The sequence below is a fragment of the Neorhizobium petrolearium genome (assembly GCF_017873175.1).
Lineage (GTDB): Bacteria > Pseudomonadota > Alphaproteobacteria > Rhizobiales > Rhizobiaceae > Neorhizobium > Neorhizobium petrolearium.
This window is the reverse complement of the sequence record NZ_JAGGJW010000001.1, coordinates 57,482-71,886: the sequence shown is the minus strand read 5'-3', so window position 1 is coordinate 71,886 and position 14,405 is coordinate 57,482. Positions and strand designations below refer to the sequence as shown.

Below are 14,405 nucleotides of genomic sequence, written 5' to 3'. Positions count from 1 at the left end.
CTTATTCCTCCTAATACTGGACGCGCCGCTCGACCCAGCGGAACTGGACGGCTGTCAAAGCTATGACGATCAGCATCAGGATGACGGACTGGGCCGCAGACGAACCGATATTGAGCCCGAGGAAGCCGTCCGCATAGACCTTGTAGACCAGCGTATTGGTCGCACCCGCCGGACCTCCGCCTGTGGAACCGTCGATCGTGCCGAACGTCTCGAACATGGCGTAGTTGATATTGATGATCATCAAGAAGAAAGTCGTAGGCGAAAGGAGTGGGAAGACGATCGTCCAGAACCTCTTGAATGGCCCGGCCCCATCAATTGCCGCCGCCTCGACCAGTGACTGCGGCACCGATTGCAGACCGGCAACGAAAAAAAGAAAATTGTACGATATCTGCTTCCAGCTCGCTGCCAGAATAATGAGGATCATCGCGTCTGTGCCATCGACACGATGGTTCCAGCTGATGCCCAACCTGGCGAGCAGATAAGGCAGGATGCCTATGGTCGGATTGAACATGAACCACCACAGGACGCCTGCAACGACGGGAGCCACGGCATAGGGCCAGAGAAGCAGCGTGGTGTAGACCCGTCCGGAACGCAGCAACCGGTTGACGGCGACCGCGAAGAGCAAGGCAAGGCTCATGGACAGCAAGGTGACAGACACTGCGAAGATCGCCGTCCGACCGAGTGAATTCAGGTATTCAGGGTCTTCAAAAAGCTGAAGGTAATTGTCGAACCAGATGAATGTGGTGCGGAAACCGAAGGGATCCTCGCGTTCGAATGACGATTTCACTGCCTGCCCGGCCGGCCAGAGGAAGAAAACTATGGTTACGGCCAGCTGCGGCACGAGCAGCAAGTAAGGCAGCAGTTTATTCTGGAAGATCGTACGCTTGGTCTGCATGAGGAAAATATCCGGATCCCGCTCGTTGCGTCAGCGCCTGAAAATCTCCAATCGGGAAAGGGCCGGACATGTCCGGCCCTTTCCCATTGAATGAGAGATCAGTTATTTGCAGCTTCGAAGTCGCGAAGGATCTTGTTACCGCGAACAACGGCATTATCGAGAGCTTCCTTGGCCGTCTTCTTGCCTGCCAGAAGCGCTTCGAATTCGCTGTCGATAACGTCACGCACCTGGGTCAGGTTACCGAACCTGATGCCCTTCGAATTCGCTGTCGGCGTGCCGCGGGTGATCTGCTTGATCGCCACGTCAGAACCCGGATTCTTTGCATAGTACCCCTGCTGCTGGCCGAGTTCGTAGGCAGCATTGGTAATCGGAAGATAGCCGGAGAACTGGTGCCAATCCGCCTGGACTTCCGCTTTGGAAAGATAGGTGAAGAACTTGGCAACGCCCTTGTAGACATTCGGGTCCTTCTGGCCGTTGAGCACCCAGAGCGTGGCGCCACCGATGATCGAGTTCTTCGGCTCGGCAATCGCGTCGTCATAATAGGGAAGCGGTGCAAAACCAACCTCGAAACCCTTGGCATTCAGCATGACGCCGGCGCGAGAAGCGGAAGAATTCATGTAGATCGCGCATTCCTGGGCATAGAATTTCGGCGGAGCGTCGTTGCCGCCGACCGGGCCACCGTATTGGAAGAGACCTTCATCCGCCCATTTCTTCAGGTTCTCCCAGTGGCGGGCCTGCAGGTCGCCGTTGAAGGTGAACTCGGTCTTCAAGCCGCCGAAGCCGTTTTCCAGCGTGCCATAGGGCTTATCGTGAATTGCCGAAAGATTTTCGAGCTGGACCCAGGAAATCCAACCGGAGGTGAAACCACACTTCGCCGCACCGGACGAAACGATCTTCTTGGAGAATTCTTCGACTTCCTTCCAGGTCTTCGGGGCGACTTCTGGATCAAGGCCCGCCTTTTTGAAGACATCCTTGTTGTAGTACATGATCGGAGTCGACGAGTTGAACGGCATCGACAGGATGTTGCCTTCCGTGTCGGAATAATAACCCGTCACGGGCGTGAGGAAGCCTTTCGGATCCCAGGGCTCCTTGTTGTCGGTCATCAGCTTATAGACGGGGTAGACGGCGCCCTTGGCTGCCATCATCGTGCCGGTGCCGACCTCGAAGACCTGCACGATTGCTGGCTGCTGACCGGCGCGGAAGGCGGCGATGGCTGCGGTCAAGGTTTCAGGATAGGTACCTTTGAAGACGGGAGTCACATGATACTCGGTCTGACTCTCGTTGAACTTCTTGGCGATCCCCTCAAGCTTCTGTCCCAGTTCCGCGCCCATGGCGTGCCACCAGGTGATCTCCGTCGCCGCAAGCGACGACGTCGCGGACAATGCAACCGCAACAGCGGCCATCGAAAGTTTCTTCAACATGAAAAAAGTCCTCCACCTTGATTGGTGCCGGCCCCGAATAGGGTCCTCCCATGACACCAACTTTACAGTTTTATGTCAGTTTTTTAACAGAACAAGGATCAAGGCCATTTATTAGAACGCATCCGGATAATGCCGAGGCAAACGACCCCGCCGAATGACGACGATGTCGTAACGCTGCGACAGGCCCGCCGCGTCCTTCCGCTTCGCCAACCATAGATCGCTGGCCGCCCGGATCCGCTTCTGGGCGGCATAGCCGACCGCATCGATGGCCTCCTGCTCGCCGGCCCGCGCCTTCACCTCGACAAAGGCGACCAGGTCACCCTTGCGGACGATGAGATCGATCTCGCCGAGCCTCGTGCGATGGCGGATCGAAAGGACCCGGTAGCCCTTGGCCATGAGGTAGAATGCGGCGAGATATTCCGAGATATGCCCCCAGCGCTGGGCCTTCTGCCGTTCAGCTTTTAGGCGCACTGTCCTGCGGCGTTTCAGGCCGGCACCATCCTCAGCCACCGTTCTCGCCCTTCAGTGCCAGAAGCCGCTGGTAGAGGTCCTTGCGGGGAAGGCCGACGAGGCGGGCCGCCTCGGTCGCCGCCTTTGCGGTCGGCATCGTGGCGGCAAGCTCGCGCAGCAGCATGTCGACCTCCACCTCCCCCAGCGCTTCTTTGGCTTCCGGCGGCGCCAGGAGCAACACGATCTCGCCCTTTACCACGCGATCGTCACTATAGTAGGCAGCCAGTTCCTCCAGCGTGCCGCGGCGGAACTCCTCGAAGGTCTTCGTGAGTTCCCGGCATACGCAGGCACGCCGGTCTCCACCCAGCACGTCGGCGGCCGCGGCCAGCGTCACGCCGATGCGATGGGGCGATTCAAAGAAGATCAGCGTCGCCGGCACTTTCGAAAGCTCCGCCAGCCGGTCCCGCCGCCCCTTGTCCTTTGCCGGCAGGAAGCCGGCGAACAGAAATGCATCGGACGGCATGCCGGAGCCGACGAGTGCGGCAAGCGGCGCGGACGCGCCGGGGATCGGCACCACCTTACGGCCGGCCTCGATCGCCATCTGCGTCAGCCGGTAGCCGGGATCGGATACGAGCGGCGTCCCGGCATCGGAGACGAGCGCCACGGATTTTCCCTCCTCCAGGGCGGCAAGCAGTTTCGGCCCCGCCTCATCGGCGTTGTGCTCATGATAGGCGAAAGGCCTGTTGACGATGCCATAGCGATCGAGCAGCACGCGGGTGACACGGGTATCCTCGCAGGCGAGCACATCGGCGCCGGCCAATGTTTCCAGAGCCCGCAGCGTCATATCGCCGAGATTGCCGATCGGAGTCGCGACCAGATAGAGTGCCGGCTCCAGAGGCCGGGCGGGCACGAACGTGTTGGCGACGCGATAGCCGCGCTGGTTTTTCAGGTCATCGGTCACAGGGCATCAGGCAAGGTTCGTGGACATGGAGGTTCTTTATGATGAAGCCGACCCGCTTCGGCAAGTAAAGGCGAGCCAAGTTTTCTGTGTGCAGGGCAGACGGCAAGGTGGAAATGCCACAATGACATCTCGTTAACCTCTTGCTTTTCGCCGCCGATCTCTGCCATTTTGCCCGTCCACATCATCAGGCTGGCACTCAGCCGGCAGAATATCAGGAGGTCCGGCCCAAGCCGGATCGCCACGGTCGAAAGCGATAGCGTCCATGCGTATTACTCTTGAGCGGTCCAACCTCTTAAAATCGCTGAACCACGTGCATCGTGTGGTCGAGCGGCGGAACACGATCCCGATCCTTTCCAACGTGCTGATGCGCGCTTCCGGCAATAGCCTGGATCTCAAGGCGACCGATCTCGATCTGGAAATCACCGAAGCCGTGCCGGCCATGGTGGAGAATGCCGGCGCGACGACGGTTCCCGCGCATCTGCTTTACGAAATCGTCCGCAAGCTGCCCGACGGCTCCGAGGTGCTGCTTGCCACCACACCAGACGGCGGCTCGATGACCGTGCAGTCCGGCCGGTCGAAATTCTCGCTGCAGTGCCTGCCGGAATCGGATTTCCCGGATCTGACGGCCGGCAGTTTCACGCATACCTTCAAACTGAAGGCGAGCGATCTGAAGATGCTGATCGACCGCACGCAGTTCGCGATCTCCACGGAGGAGACCCGCTATTATCTGAACGGCATCTTCTTCCACACGATCGAGGCCGGCGGTGACCTGAAGCTTCGCGCCGTCGCCACCGACGGGCACCGCCTCGCCCGTGCCGACGTCCAGGCGCCGTCCGGCTCCGAGGGCATGCCGGGCATCATCATTCCGCGCAAGACGGTCGGCGAATTGCAGAAGCTGGTCGAGGACCCGGAAGCGATCGTCACCGTTGAACTGTCGGACGCCAAGATCCGCCTGACGATCGGCACCATCGTGATGACTTCGAAACTGATCGACGGCACTTTCCCCGATTATCAGCGCGTCATCCCGACCGGCAACGACAAGGAGATGCGCGTCGATTGCGAGAGCTTCACCAAAGCCGTAGACCGCGTCTCGACCATTTCCTCGGAAAGAGGCCGGGCGGTCAAACTGTCGCTCACGGACGGCCAGCTCCTGTTGACCGTCAACAACCCGGATTCCGGCAGCGCTACGGAAGAAGTGGCCGTCGGCTACGAAAGCGATCCGATGGAGATCGGCTTCAACGCCAAATACCTGCTCGACATCACGGCGCAGCTTTCCGGCGAAGATGCAATCTTTATGCTGGCGGATGCGGGGTCGCCAACGCTGGTGCGCGACACGGCGGGGGATGATGCACTCTATGTGCTGATGCCGATGCGCGTCTGATCATTCAGGGCGGCTGGGAAACTTCAGCCGCCTTTTTCTTGGTTTTTTGCCCGCTGCGACATTTTCTCTTGCTTTTGCGGCATGCGGGTCCAGATAGGGGCCGAAAGGGAGAGGCATATCCATGGAATTGCGACTGAAGGAACGGCTTGGCCGCAAGTTCGACGAGGAAATCCGGTTCTTCAAGGGCTGGATGGATGGCCCGAAAAGGGTTGGCGCGATCTGCCCCACCTCTTCCGTTACTGCCGGGCGCATGGCAAGCATCGTCGACACGGCATCCGGCCTGCCGGTCCTCGAACTCGGGCCTGGCACGGGCATCATCACCAAGGCGATCCTGAAGCACGGCATCGCCCCGGAAAATCTCGTCTCGATCGAATATTCGACCGATTTCTACCAGCATCTGGTCCGCGCATTTCCGGGCGTAAACTTCATCAACGGCGACGCCTTCGATCTCGAACGCACGCTCGGCGCCTGGAGGGACAAAACCTTCGACAGCGTCGTCTCCGCGATCCCGCTCCTGAGCTTCCCCATGGAGCGCCGTATCGCGCTTCTGGAAGATCTTCTCGGCCGCATTCCGGCCGGCCGGCCGGTCATGCAGATTACCTACGGTCCCGTCTCGCCGATCATCGCGAACCCGGACCGCTACCGGATCAGGCATTACGATTTCGTGGTCCGCAACATTCCGCCGGCCCAGCTGTGGACCTATAGCCGTCCATGACGTTCGGCCTCTACATCACCCACCCGCAGGTCAGGATCGATCCGGATGTGCCTGTGCCGCGATGGGGGTTGTCGGACATCGGCCGGACGCGCGCCGAACAAGCCTCACGTTCCGGATGGGCAAGGAAACTCGGGCGGATCATCTCCAGCGATGAAACGAAGGCGATCGAAACGGCCGAAATTCTCGCTGCGGCTTCCGGTATCGCAGTCGAGACCGCTCATGACACGCATGAGAACGACCGCTCGGCGACCGGTTTCCTGCCGCCACCGGAATTCGAGAAGGCCGCCGACTGGTTTTTCGCCCACCCGGATCAGAGCTTCAAGGGCTGGGAACGCGCCGTCGACGCGCAGGCTCGCATCGTCTCCGCCGTCAACCGCATCCTTGCCGATCACGACTCCAAAATGCCCATCGCCTTCGTGGGCCACGGGGGCGTCGGGACGCTGCTGAAGTGCCATCTGGCCGGCAGGCCTATCGGTCGCGATCGCGACCAGCCGCCCGGCGGCGGAAATCTCTTCTGTTTCGGACTTGCGGATCGAGCTGTCTCATGCGAGTGGACACCCATCGAGACATGGGAAGGAATCAGGCATGAATGCGCGTGACCGTCTGATCGTCGGCCTCGACATCCCCACAACTGCCGAGGCGGAGAAAATGGTCGCCACGCTCGGCGACACGGTTTCTTTCTACAAGATCGGCTACCAGCTCGCCTTTGCCGGAGGCCTCGAATTCGCTCGCGACCTCGTCAAGGACGGCAAACAGGTCTTCCTCGACATGAAGCTGCTCGACATCGACAACACGGTGGCGAAGGGCGTCGAGAACATCGTCAAGATGGGTGTCACGATGTTGACCTTGCATGCCTATCCGAAGGCGATGCGCGCCGCCGTCGCGGCAGCCAAAGGCTCCGATCTCTGCCTGCTTGCCGTCACCGTGCTGACCTCGATGGACGAGGCGGACCTGACGGATGCCGGTTACGAATATGACCCGCATACGCTGGTGCTGCGCCGCGCCGAACAGGCACTTGCCGCCGGCATGGGCGGTATCGTCTGCTCGGCGGAAGAAGCCTCTGCCGTGCGCAAGATCGTCGGCACCACCATGGCGGTCGTGACACCGGGCATCCGGCCTGCCGGCTCGGACGTAGGTGACCAGAAGCGGGTGATGACGCCGGCCGATGCACTTCGCGCCGGATCGAGCCATCTCGTCGTCGCTCGGCCGATCGTCAAGGCGCCGGACCCGAAGGCCGCGGCCGAAGCCATTCTCGCCGAGATGCAAAGCGTCCTCTAGCGATTGTCCGAAACCGTGTTGTGTTCGTCGTGATCGACGATCAACTGCGGGGTACCGCCCGGCAGGCGGTTGCCGGTGACAGTATTGTATCGCGCATGGTCGAGGGCGCTGAGACTGCTGCCGAACGGACGGTCCGGCCGCGAGAAACAATATGAGCGTGAACCCTGCCGGCTGCCGAGCCAGACCGCCGGCCGTGCTGCCCAGAAATTCATGTAGCGGAACGTGTTGCCGGCGATCACATTGCGTTCCGGCGCCTGGTGGCGGATCGTGCCGCTCTCGCCGCAATTGCGGTAAAGGAAGATGCCGCCCTTGATCGGATTCTCGAACGTGTTCTGCGCGATCCGGTTTTCCGCCGAACCGTCGACCGCGATCATCTCTCGCCGGGTGGTGCGGATGTCGAACGTGTTGCCGACGATGCGGTTGCGGGCCGATTCCGCATCGAGATAGATCGCCGTCGCGGTCGTTCTGCCTGTGAAGCGGGAATTCTCGACCGCCATCCCCGTGACACCCGGCGCCGCATAAAGCGGGATGGTGCCATTTCCCACGAAGGTGACATTGTCGAACGTTATTCCGCTTGGCGCGGCAGCCTGCGCCCTTGCGGTATGTCCGGTCTGCAGGGACGACAGACGCACACCCTCCGCCTCTCCGTTTCGCCCAAGACCCTGGATGCGCACGTCACCCTTGATGATGCAGTTGCGGATACGGATATTCCGCGGTACGTCCCAGCCGCCATCCCGGTTGCGCAAGGACCGTATGAGCAGGGTTCGCGCTTTCGCCGCTGTTCCGTCAAGCGTCGCGCCGTCGCAATCGAGTGACACCCCCGAGGAAGCGCTGCCTGAAAAGGCGATCGGCATGGTGATAACGTCTGTCCCTGCGAGTTTCAGATTGCAGGCGATCTCGACCGGCTTCGAAGCCTTCGAAACCGGTGCATCCAAGGCCGCACGGATTTCCGCCCCGCAGACAGTCGCTGCCGCATGTGCAGGGGCGGACCTCGCAAGCAGCCAGAGGGCGGCAAAGACGGCCGGGGCCAGATATCGTGCGGTGCTCTTCATATTGACTTGCCCGAGGATTTGCCTGAAGTCAGCATATCGAAATGCGCATTGGAGGAGATTTCATGGCCAAGGGATACTGGATCGCCCGCGTCGATATCCGAGACTCGGAACGGTACAAGGATTATGTGGCAGCCGCTAAGGTGGCCTTCGACAAATACGGCGCCAACTTTCTCGCCCGCGGCGGCGACTTCACCGAGCTGGAAGGCAAAGCGCGTGCCCGCAACGTGGTGATCGAGTTTCCTTCGAAGCAGGCTGCCGTCGACTGCTACAACTCGCCGGAATATCAGATCGCCGCGAAAATCCGCCAGGAAGTTGCGGATGCGGAAATGGTCGTCGTGGAAGGTATTTAAAGAGAGGACAACAATCGCAGGTGCGGCAGTGAGACACTTCCACCCGCGTCACGATTCGGCTAAACAGCTCTCAACCTTCCCTATCGGCTCCCGGAGCATGCCATGACCATCAACAACCTTCCGCCACTCGTTACCGTTTTCGGAGGATCGGGGTTTGTCGGGCGGCATGTGGTGCGGACGCTTGCCAAACGGGGTTATCGCGTGCGGGTTGCCGTGCGCCGTCCGGATCTCGCAGGCTTCCTGCTGCCGGCCGGTTATGTCGGGCAGATCTCGCTCGTCCAGGCCAACCTTCGCTATCGCCAGTCTGTTTTCCGGGCGGTCGAAGGTGCTTCCCATGTCGTGAACTGTGTCGGCATCATGTTTGAGACCAGCCGCAACACGTTCGACGCCGTGCAGGACTTCGGTGCCCGTTCGGTTGCCGAAGCGGCCCGCGCCGCAGGTGCCAAGCTTACCCATATTTCCGCAATCGGCGCCGATCCGAACTCGCAGTCGTCCTATGCCCGCACCAAAGGCCGCGCGGAAGCGATGATCCTTTCCCTGATGCCGGATGCGGTGATCCTCCGCCCGTCGATCATGTTCGGCCCGGAAGACAGCTTCTTCAACAAGTTCGCCGCCATGGCGCGCATTTTCCCCGCCCTCCCGCTTGTCGGCGGCGGCAACACGAAATTCCAGCCGGTCTATGTCGAGGATGTCGCCGAAACCATCGCCCGTTCCGTCGACGGTACGATCGCCCCAGGCAAGATCTACGAGCTTGGCGGTCCGGAAGTCATGACCTTCCGTCAATGTCTCGAGACGATGCTGCGCATCACGAATCGGCAGAACAGGCTGGTTTCACTGCCCTCCGGCATTGCATCGCTGATCGGTAACATCGCTTCGCTCATCCCCTTCGTGCAGCCGCCAATCACGCCCGACCAGGTGAAGCTTCTGAAGGTGGACAACGTGGTTTCCGATGCCGCCGTGAAGGAAGGGCGCACGCTCGAAGCCATCGGCATCCGCCCGACGCTCGCCACCTCGGTCCTGCCTTCCTATCTGGTGCAGTACAGGCCGCAGGGCCAGTACACGCGCTCCGGCCGGGCCGCCTGATATTTTTACTAAATTAGCCGATCCTCTGTCTCACCGAAACAGCTCCCTGCTCGCTCAAAAAGCGGGCATGCCTTTGTTTCCGCTTATCTTTCAGGCATGAACTGTGGCGCAAACGCCGCAGTCACTGAAGCAGTCGCGTTAACGGCGGGTTCAGCAAAATCCTTTATTGAATTTCTCGAATGCGAGCAATAAAGCTCCTGCCGAGATAGATACTCAACCGTGACGATCAAATCCTCTTCCGAAAGGCGTTTCTCCATGGGCAAGCCCATCGCGCTCTTTTTTGCGTGCGCAGCACTGATCATTCTCGCGGGTTCGTTCATGGCCCCGAGGACGGGCGCAGCCGGCAAAATCGAATGCACGCCGGCCTATGGCGTCGATCCGTGCAGCACGGCATCGATCAAGCCCGCTCTCCAATAATCCTTCCGATTGCACAGCGCTCATCTTTACACGCAATCAACGATCGTTTGATGGCAAAATATTGCACGCCTGTATTGAGTTGTCTGTGCTTTTCCTGAATACTTCTCCCGGGAGAAGGGCAATGGCCCGCCCAACCGGGAGGAGAAATCAATGGACACGCACGAAAAGAAGGCGCCGACGCGCCGGTCTTTCCTGAAAATAGGCGCAACCGCAGGTGGGGTTGCGGCGGGCAGTTTGGCGGCACCCGCGGTTCTTGCACAATCGCCGATCGTGATGAAGATGCAGACCTCATGGCCGGCATCGGATATCTGGATGGACTTCGCGCGCCAGTACGTGGAGCGCGTCGAAGCCATGTCCGCAGGCAGATTGAAGATCGATCTTCTGCCGGCAGGCTCCGTGGTCGGTGCCTTCCAGGTGCTCGATGCCTGCCACGACGGGGTCATCGATGCGGCCCATTCCGTCTGCGCCTACTGGTACGGCAAACACAAAGGCGCTTCCCTGTTCGGTACCGGGCCGGTTTTCGGCGGCTCCGCCACGACAATGCTGTCGTGGTTCTATGCCGGCGGTGGCGCAGAATTCTATCGTGAACTCCAGCAGGACATCCTGAAACTCGACGTCGTGGGCTTCCTCGGCTTCCCGATGTTCGCCCAGCCCTTCGGCTGGTTCAAGAAGGAAGTCAATACGGTCGCCGACGTCAACGGTTTCAAATACCGCACAGTCGGTCTGGCCGCGGACCTGATGCAGGCAATGGGCATGTCCGTGGCGCAATTGCCGGGCGGCGAAATCGTGCCTGCTATGGAGCGTGGTGTCATTGACGCTTTCGAGTTCAACAACCCCTCGTCGGACATCCGCTTTGGTGCGCAGGACGTGGCCAAGCACTATTATCTGTCGTCCTATCATCAGGCGTCGGAGAGCTTCGAATTCCTGTTCAACAAAGATTTCTACGAGGACCTGCCGCCGGATCTGCAGGCAATTGCCCGCTATGCCGTCGAGGCCGCGTCGACGGCCAACACGGCTTCGGCCATGGATAATTATTCGGCCGACCTGCTGAAGCTTCGGGACGAGCATCAGGTGAACCTGCACCGGACGTCCAAGGAAATCCTCGATGCCGAGATCAAGGCCTGGGACGACCTGATCGTTGAACTCGAAAAGGACGAGTTCATGAAGCGGGTGCTTGACAGCCAGCGGGCATGGGTCGACCGCGTCACCTTCTTCGAACTCATGGCATCTCCCGATTATGCCCTGGCGTACAATCACTATTTCCCGGGCAAGATAAACCTCTGACGGTAGCCGGCGCAGTGCCAAACGGCAGGAGCTTTCTGCTCCTGCCGCCCTCACGCAAACGGGGAAACGTCATTCATGCGGGCATTCATCCGGTTCGCCGATGCAACGTCGGCTTGGTTCGGCAAGGCATTTGCCTGGCTCATCGTGCTCATGACATTCGGCACGAGTTACGAGGTCTTCGTGCGCTACGTTGTCGGACGCCCGACTCCCTGGGCGCTGGATGTATCCTTCATCATGTATGGGACGCTTTTCATGATGGGAGGCGCCTATACGCTTTCTCGCGGTGGACACGTTCGCGGCGACTTCCTTTACCGCCTGTGGAAGCCGAGAACACAGGCGATCGTCGATCTCATCCTGTATTTCCTCTTCTTTTTCCCTGGCATAACGGCGCTGATCTTCTCGGGCTGGAAATATGCGTCGAGATCGTGGAGCTACGGCGAGGTCAGCGTCAACAGCCCCGCCGGCATTCCGATCTACCAGTTCAAGACCGTCATGGTCGCCGCCGGCCTGCTGCTCTTCATTCAAGGGATCGCGCAGGTCCTTCGCTGCATTCATTGCATTCGCGCCGGGGACTGGATGCCGGTTGCCGCCGATGTCGAGGAGACAGAAATTCTACTCATCAAGGAGAAACAGGCCGAGCTTTCGGGAGATCAGGCATGACCGATCCGCAAGTCGCGCTGCTCATGCTTGGCCTGTTCATCTTCATCGTTTTTCTCGGCTTTCCGATCGCCTTCAACCTGATGGCCCTGGGCATCGGCTTCGGCTATTATGCGTATTACGATCCGAGCCGCATGTGGCGGGCCTATAACAGGCTCGATGAAAATGCGGGCTGGTGGGAAAGCGCCAGGCTTTGGGTCGAAGGCTTCTTCAACAATCGCATCTTCGACCTCTTCGTCAACCAGACCTATACGGTGATGGCGAATGACGTCCTGACCGCCATCCCGCTCTTTCTGTTCATGGGCTATATCGTCGAGCGCGCGAACATCGTCGACAGGCTTTTCAACACGCTCAATATCGCGTCGAAGAATGTGCCTGGATCGATGGGGGTCGCGGCGCTGATCACCTGCGCGCTTTTTGCGACGGCGACGGGCATTGTCGGCGCCGTCGTCACCCTGATGGGCCTGCTTGCATTGCCCGCCATGCTGAAAGCGCGTTACGATAAATCCTTCGCCTCGGGAATCATTTGCGCCGGCGGGACGCTCGGTATCCTGATCCCCCCTTCGATCATGCTGATCGTCTATGCCGCGGCATCGGGAGTCTCGATCGTGCGGCTCTATTCCGCGGCGTTGCTGCCGGGCCTTACACTCGTGGGGCTTTACCTCATTTACGTGGTCGGACGCTCGATCCTTCAGCCGAATGTAGCGCCACGACCGACTGCAGATGAAGTGCCCGACGTGCCCCTTGGACGGGTCTTGGTGATGATCGCGACCTCCTTCTTCCCGCTCGCCTTCCTCATCCTCGCCGTGTTGGGCTCGATCCTCTTCGGGCTCGCAACCCCGACGGAAGCTGCGTCCATCGGTGCGCTGGGCGGTATCCTGCTTGCAATCGGATACAAGGCCTTCACGTGGGAAAGGATGCGCCAGAGCGTCTATCTGACGGTCCGGACGACCGCGATGGTGTGCTGGCTGTTTGTCGGATCCTATACCTTCTCTTCCGTATTCTCCTATCTCGGCGGGGAGCAGGTCATCTCGGAATTCGTGCGGGGACTCGACCTGACCCCGTTCCAATTCCTGCTCCTGGCGCAGATCATCATCTTTCTCTTGGGATGGCCGCTGGAGTGGTCGGAGATCATCATCATCTTCGTTCCCATCTTCCTGCCGCTGCTCAGCCTGTTCAACATCGACCCGCTTTTCTTCGGCATTCTGGTGGCGCTTAATCTTCAGACCTCGTTTCTGACACCGCCCATGGCGATGTCAGCCTACTATCTCAAGGGGATCGCGCCGCCAGAGGTACGACTGACAGAGATATTCAACGGCGTACTGCCGTTCGTGCTGATGGTCTTTATCAGCATGACACTCATGTACCTCTTTCCGCAGATCGTGTTCTATCTCCCGGCGGCAGTCTATGGACGATGAACGGAATTTCATTGGTCGGCATGGAGCGGGACGTCCAGAGACGGCAGGACCTTAGCAATGGAGGATATTTGAATGAGGGATCGCCTCCTGCAACTCATTGCATTTTTGATCCTCGCCGGCTTTGTCGGCATTCTTTTCTGGCGCGTCCCTCGCGTCGATCTGGGCTTCCTTTTCTTCATCACCCTTGCGGCCGCCGGCTACGATTTCTTCCTTTATAACCGCCGCCGTTAGGGTTTAGCCAAGCATGACGAGAGCCAGAAGACCGGCGACGCCGATAATGATCCGCCAGTAGGCGAAGAACGCATAACCGCGGCTTGAGACGAAATCGAGCAGCGAGCGCACGACGAAAATCGCAGTGACGAATGCCGCGACGAAGCCGATCGCGATGACGGCGCCGTCATCGAGGCTCAGGATGTCGCGATTCTTGTATAGGTCGAGCACGAAGGCCCCGAGCATGGTCGGCATGGCGAGAAAGAAGGAGAATTCCGCAGCCGAGCGTTTATCGGCCCCCATCAGCAATGCGCCGACGATCGTCGCTCCCGAGCGCGACGTGCCGGGGACCATCGCGAGGCACTGGAAGAAGCCGATCTTGAGCGCGAGTGGCCAAGGATAGTCCATTATGTCGTGATATTTCGGCTGGAACTTCATTCTATCGACGGCAAGGAGCACGAAACCGCCGAGAATCAGCACGATACAGATCAGCATCGGCGTCTCGAACAGCACGGTCTTGATGAAGTCATGTGCGAGCGCCCCGATGACCGCCGCAGGCAGAAAAGCAATCAATACCGTCACGACGAAATGCCTGGCCTTGCGGCTCGTCGGAATATCCATGGCGATTTCCAACAGCTTGCCGGCGTAGACGAGCAGAATCGCCAGGATGGCGCCGAGCTGAATCAGCACTGCGAAAGTGTTCCCGGGCGATTGAAATCCAAGAAAATGACCGGCGAGCAGAACGTGAGCGGTTGAGGAAACGGGAAGAAATTCCGTAAGCCCCTCGATCAAGCCAAGAACGAGGGCGCTGATAATGGACTGATCCGCCATTC

Annotated in this window: 17 protein-coding genes; 11 read left to right on the top strand and 6 right to left on the bottom strand. The window is 59.6% G+C overall.

Annotation, left to right across the window (positions count from 1 at the left end; all coding sequences use genetic code 11):
* Nucleotides 1–10: 10 nt before the first annotated feature.
* The 4 genes from ugpA to rsmI form a co-directional block, all read right to left on the bottom strand.
* A complete protein-coding gene (ugpA, locus tag J2046_RS00405; RefSeq protein WP_210047727.1) occupies nucleotides 11–895 on the bottom strand; it encodes a sn-glycerol-3-phosphate ABC transporter permease UgpA in 885 nt (294 codons plus the stop codon).
* A 98-nt stretch (nucleotides 896–993) separates the two neighbouring features.
* Complete coding sequence (gene ugpB, locus J2046_RS00400) at nucleotides 994–2,316, bottom strand: sn-glycerol-3-phosphate ABC transporter substrate-binding protein UgpB (protein WP_210047725.1); 1,323 nt, start codon at nucleotides 2,314–2,316, stop codon at nucleotides 994–996.
* A gap of 111 nt (nucleotides 2,317–2,427) precedes the next feature.
* On the bottom strand, nucleotides 2,428–2,826 hold the full coding sequence (locus J2046_RS00395) for a YraN family protein (RefSeq protein ID WP_325169716.1): 399 nt from the start codon (nucleotides 2,824–2,826) through the stop codon (nucleotides 2,428–2,430).
* Entirely contained in the window at nucleotides 2,819–3,727 is a 909-nt protein-coding gene (rsmI, locus tag J2046_RS00390; protein ID WP_210047724.1) for a 16S rRNA (cytidine(1402)-2'-O)-methyltransferase, read from the bottom strand. The genes J2046_RS00395 and rsmI overlap by 8 nt, the downstream gene beginning before the upstream one ends.
* Nucleotides 3,728–3,989: 262 nt before the next feature.
* On the opposite strand from rsmI, the gene dnaN reads away from it, so the two are divergent.
* From dnaN to pyrF, 4 genes are all read left to right on the top strand, one after another.
* Nucleotides 3,990–5,108 carry a DNA polymerase III subunit beta gene (gene dnaN / locus J2046_RS00385; protein ID WP_210047723.1) on the top strand — a complete coding sequence of 373 codons (1,119 nt, stop codon included), beginning with the start codon at nucleotides 3,990–3,992 and terminating at the stop codon, nucleotides 5,106–5,108.
* A gap of 121 nt (nucleotides 5,109–5,229) precedes the next feature.
* Nucleotides 5,230–5,823 (top strand): phospholipid N-methyltransferase PmtA, encoded by a 594-nt coding sequence (gene pmtA, locus J2046_RS00380; RefSeq protein WP_210047719.1) that lies wholly within the window; start codon nucleotides 5,230–5,232, stop codon nucleotides 5,821–5,823.
* Entirely contained in the window at nucleotides 5,820–6,422 is a 603-nt protein-coding gene (locus tag J2046_RS00375) for a histidine phosphatase family protein (RefSeq protein ID WP_210047716.1), read from the top strand. The genes pmtA and J2046_RS00375 overlap by 4 nt, the downstream gene beginning before the upstream one ends.
* Nucleotides 6,409–7,101, top strand: coding sequence for an orotidine-5'-phosphate decarboxylase (gene pyrF, locus J2046_RS00370; RefSeq protein ID WP_210047715.1), 693 nt, complete (start codon nucleotides 6,409–6,411; stop codon nucleotides 7,099–7,101). Before J2046_RS00375 ends, pyrF begins: the two co-directional genes overlap by 14 nt.
* On the opposite strand, the gene J2046_RS00365 is transcribed toward pyrF, so the two are convergent.
* Complete coding sequence (locus J2046_RS00365) at nucleotides 7,098–8,153, bottom strand: right-handed parallel beta-helix repeat-containing protein (protein WP_210047713.1); 1,056 nt, start codon at nucleotides 8,151–8,153, stop codon at nucleotides 7,098–7,100. The genes pyrF and J2046_RS00365 overlap by 4 nt on opposite strands.
* 62 nt (nucleotides 8,154–8,215) lie before the next feature.
* Here J2046_RS00365 and J2046_RS00360 point away from each other — a divergent pair, with 62 nt between their 5' ends.
* The 7 genes from J2046_RS00360 (at nucleotide 8,216) to J2046_RS00330 (ending at nucleotide 13,593) form a co-directional block, all read left to right on the top strand.
* Nucleotides 8,216–8,503, top strand: coding sequence for a DUF1330 domain-containing protein (locus J2046_RS00360; RefSeq protein WP_210047711.1), 288 nt, complete (start codon nucleotides 8,216–8,218; stop codon nucleotides 8,501–8,503).
* A gap of 102 nt (nucleotides 8,504–8,605) precedes the next feature.
* Nucleotides 8,606–9,586, top strand: a complete 981-nt coding sequence (locus J2046_RS00355) for a complex I NDUFA9 subunit family protein (protein WP_210047709.1) — start codon at nucleotides 8,606–8,608, stop codon at nucleotides 9,584–9,586.
* Between the two features lie 255 nt (nucleotides 9,587–9,841).
* Nucleotides 9,842–10,003: a hypothetical protein gene (locus J2046_RS00350; protein WP_210047707.1), complete on the top strand. Its 162-nt coding sequence runs from the start codon at nucleotides 9,842–9,844 to the stop codon at nucleotides 10,001–10,003.
* 150 nt (nucleotides 10,004–10,153) lie between these two features.
* Nucleotides 10,154–11,287 carry a TRAP transporter substrate-binding protein gene (locus tag J2046_RS00345; protein ID WP_210047704.1) on the top strand — a complete coding sequence of 378 codons (1,134 nt, stop codon included), beginning with the start codon at nucleotides 10,154–10,156 and terminating at the stop codon, nucleotides 11,285–11,287.
* Between the two features lie 75 nt (nucleotides 11,288–11,362).
* Complete coding sequence (locus J2046_RS00340) at nucleotides 11,363–11,947, top strand: TRAP transporter small permease subunit (protein ID WP_210047703.1); 585 nt, start codon at nucleotides 11,363–11,365, stop codon at nucleotides 11,945–11,947.
* Nucleotides 11,944–13,362: a TRAP transporter large permease gene (locus tag J2046_RS00335; protein ID WP_210047701.1), complete on the top strand. Its 1,419-nt coding sequence runs from the start codon at nucleotides 11,944–11,946 to the stop codon at nucleotides 13,360–13,362. The genes J2046_RS00340 and J2046_RS00335 overlap by 4 nt, the downstream gene beginning before the upstream one ends.
* A gap of 72 nt (nucleotides 13,363–13,434) precedes the next feature.
* Complete coding sequence (locus J2046_RS00330; RefSeq protein WP_210047699.1) at nucleotides 13,435–13,593, top strand: hypothetical protein; 159 nt, start codon at nucleotides 13,435–13,437, stop codon at nucleotides 13,591–13,593.
* 3 nt (nucleotides 13,594–13,596) lie between these two features.
* Here the strand turns inward: J2046_RS00330 and J2046_RS00325 are convergent, their stop codons facing one another.
* Nucleotides 13,597–14,403 carry an undecaprenyl-diphosphate phosphatase gene (locus J2046_RS00325; RefSeq protein WP_210047698.1) on the bottom strand — a complete coding sequence of 269 codons (807 nt, stop codon included), beginning with the start codon at nucleotides 14,401–14,403 and terminating at the stop codon, nucleotides 13,597–13,599.
* Between the last annotated feature and the right edge of the window lie 2 nt (nucleotides 14,404–14,405).

Excerpts from the sequence above, each read along its gene's own strand:
- ugpA (WP_210047727.1), bottom strand. The coding sequence starts at position 895 with ATGCAGACCAAGCGTACGATCTTCCAGAATAAACTGCTGCCTTACTTG.
- ugpB (WP_210047725.1), bottom strand. The coding sequence starts at position 2,316 with ATGTTGAAGAAACTTTCGATGGCCGCTGTTGCGGTTGCATTGTCCGCG.
- dnaN (WP_210047723.1), top strand. The coding sequence starts at position 3,990 with ATGCGTATTACTCTTGAGCGGTCCAACCTCTTAAAATCGCTGAACCAC.
- pmtA (WP_210047719.1), top strand. The coding sequence starts at position 5,230 with ATGGAATTGCGACTGAAGGAACGGCTTGGCCGCAAGTTCGACGAGGAA.
- J2046_RS00375 (WP_210047716.1), top strand. The coding sequence starts at position 5,820 with ATGACGTTCGGCCTCTACATCACCCACCCGCAGGTCAGGATCGATCCG.
- pyrF (WP_210047715.1), top strand. The coding sequence starts at position 6,409 with ATGAATGCGCGTGACCGTCTGATCGTCGGCCTCGACATCCCCACAACT.
- J2046_RS00365 (WP_210047713.1), bottom strand. The coding sequence starts at position 8,153 with ATGAAGAGCACCGCACGATATCTGGCCCCGGCCGTCTTTGCCGCCCTC.
- J2046_RS00360 (WP_210047711.1), top strand. The coding sequence starts at position 8,216 with ATGGCCAAGGGATACTGGATCGCCCGCGTCGATATCCGAGACTCGGAA.
- J2046_RS00355 (WP_210047709.1), top strand. The coding sequence starts at position 8,606 with ATGACCATCAACAACCTTCCGCCACTCGTTACCGTTTTCGGAGGATCG.
- J2046_RS00350 (WP_210047707.1), top strand. The coding sequence starts at position 9,842 with ATGGGCAAGCCCATCGCGCTCTTTTTTGCGTGCGCAGCACTGATCATT.
- J2046_RS00345 (WP_210047704.1), top strand. The coding sequence starts at position 10,154 with ATGGACACGCACGAAAAGAAGGCGCCGACGCGCCGGTCTTTCCTGAAA.
- J2046_RS00340 (WP_210047703.1), top strand. The coding sequence starts at position 11,363 with ATGCGGGCATTCATCCGGTTCGCCGATGCAACGTCGGCTTGGTTCGGC.
- J2046_RS00335 (WP_210047701.1), top strand. The coding sequence starts at position 11,944 with ATGACCGATCCGCAAGTCGCGCTGCTCATGCTTGGCCTGTTCATCTTC.
- J2046_RS00330 (WP_210047699.1), top strand. The coding sequence starts at position 13,435 with ATGAGGGATCGCCTCCTGCAACTCATTGCATTTTTGATCCTCGCCGGC.
- J2046_RS00325 (WP_210047698.1), bottom strand. The coding sequence starts at position 14,403 with ATGGCGGATCAGTCCATTATCAGCGCCCTCGTTCTTGGCTTGATCGAG.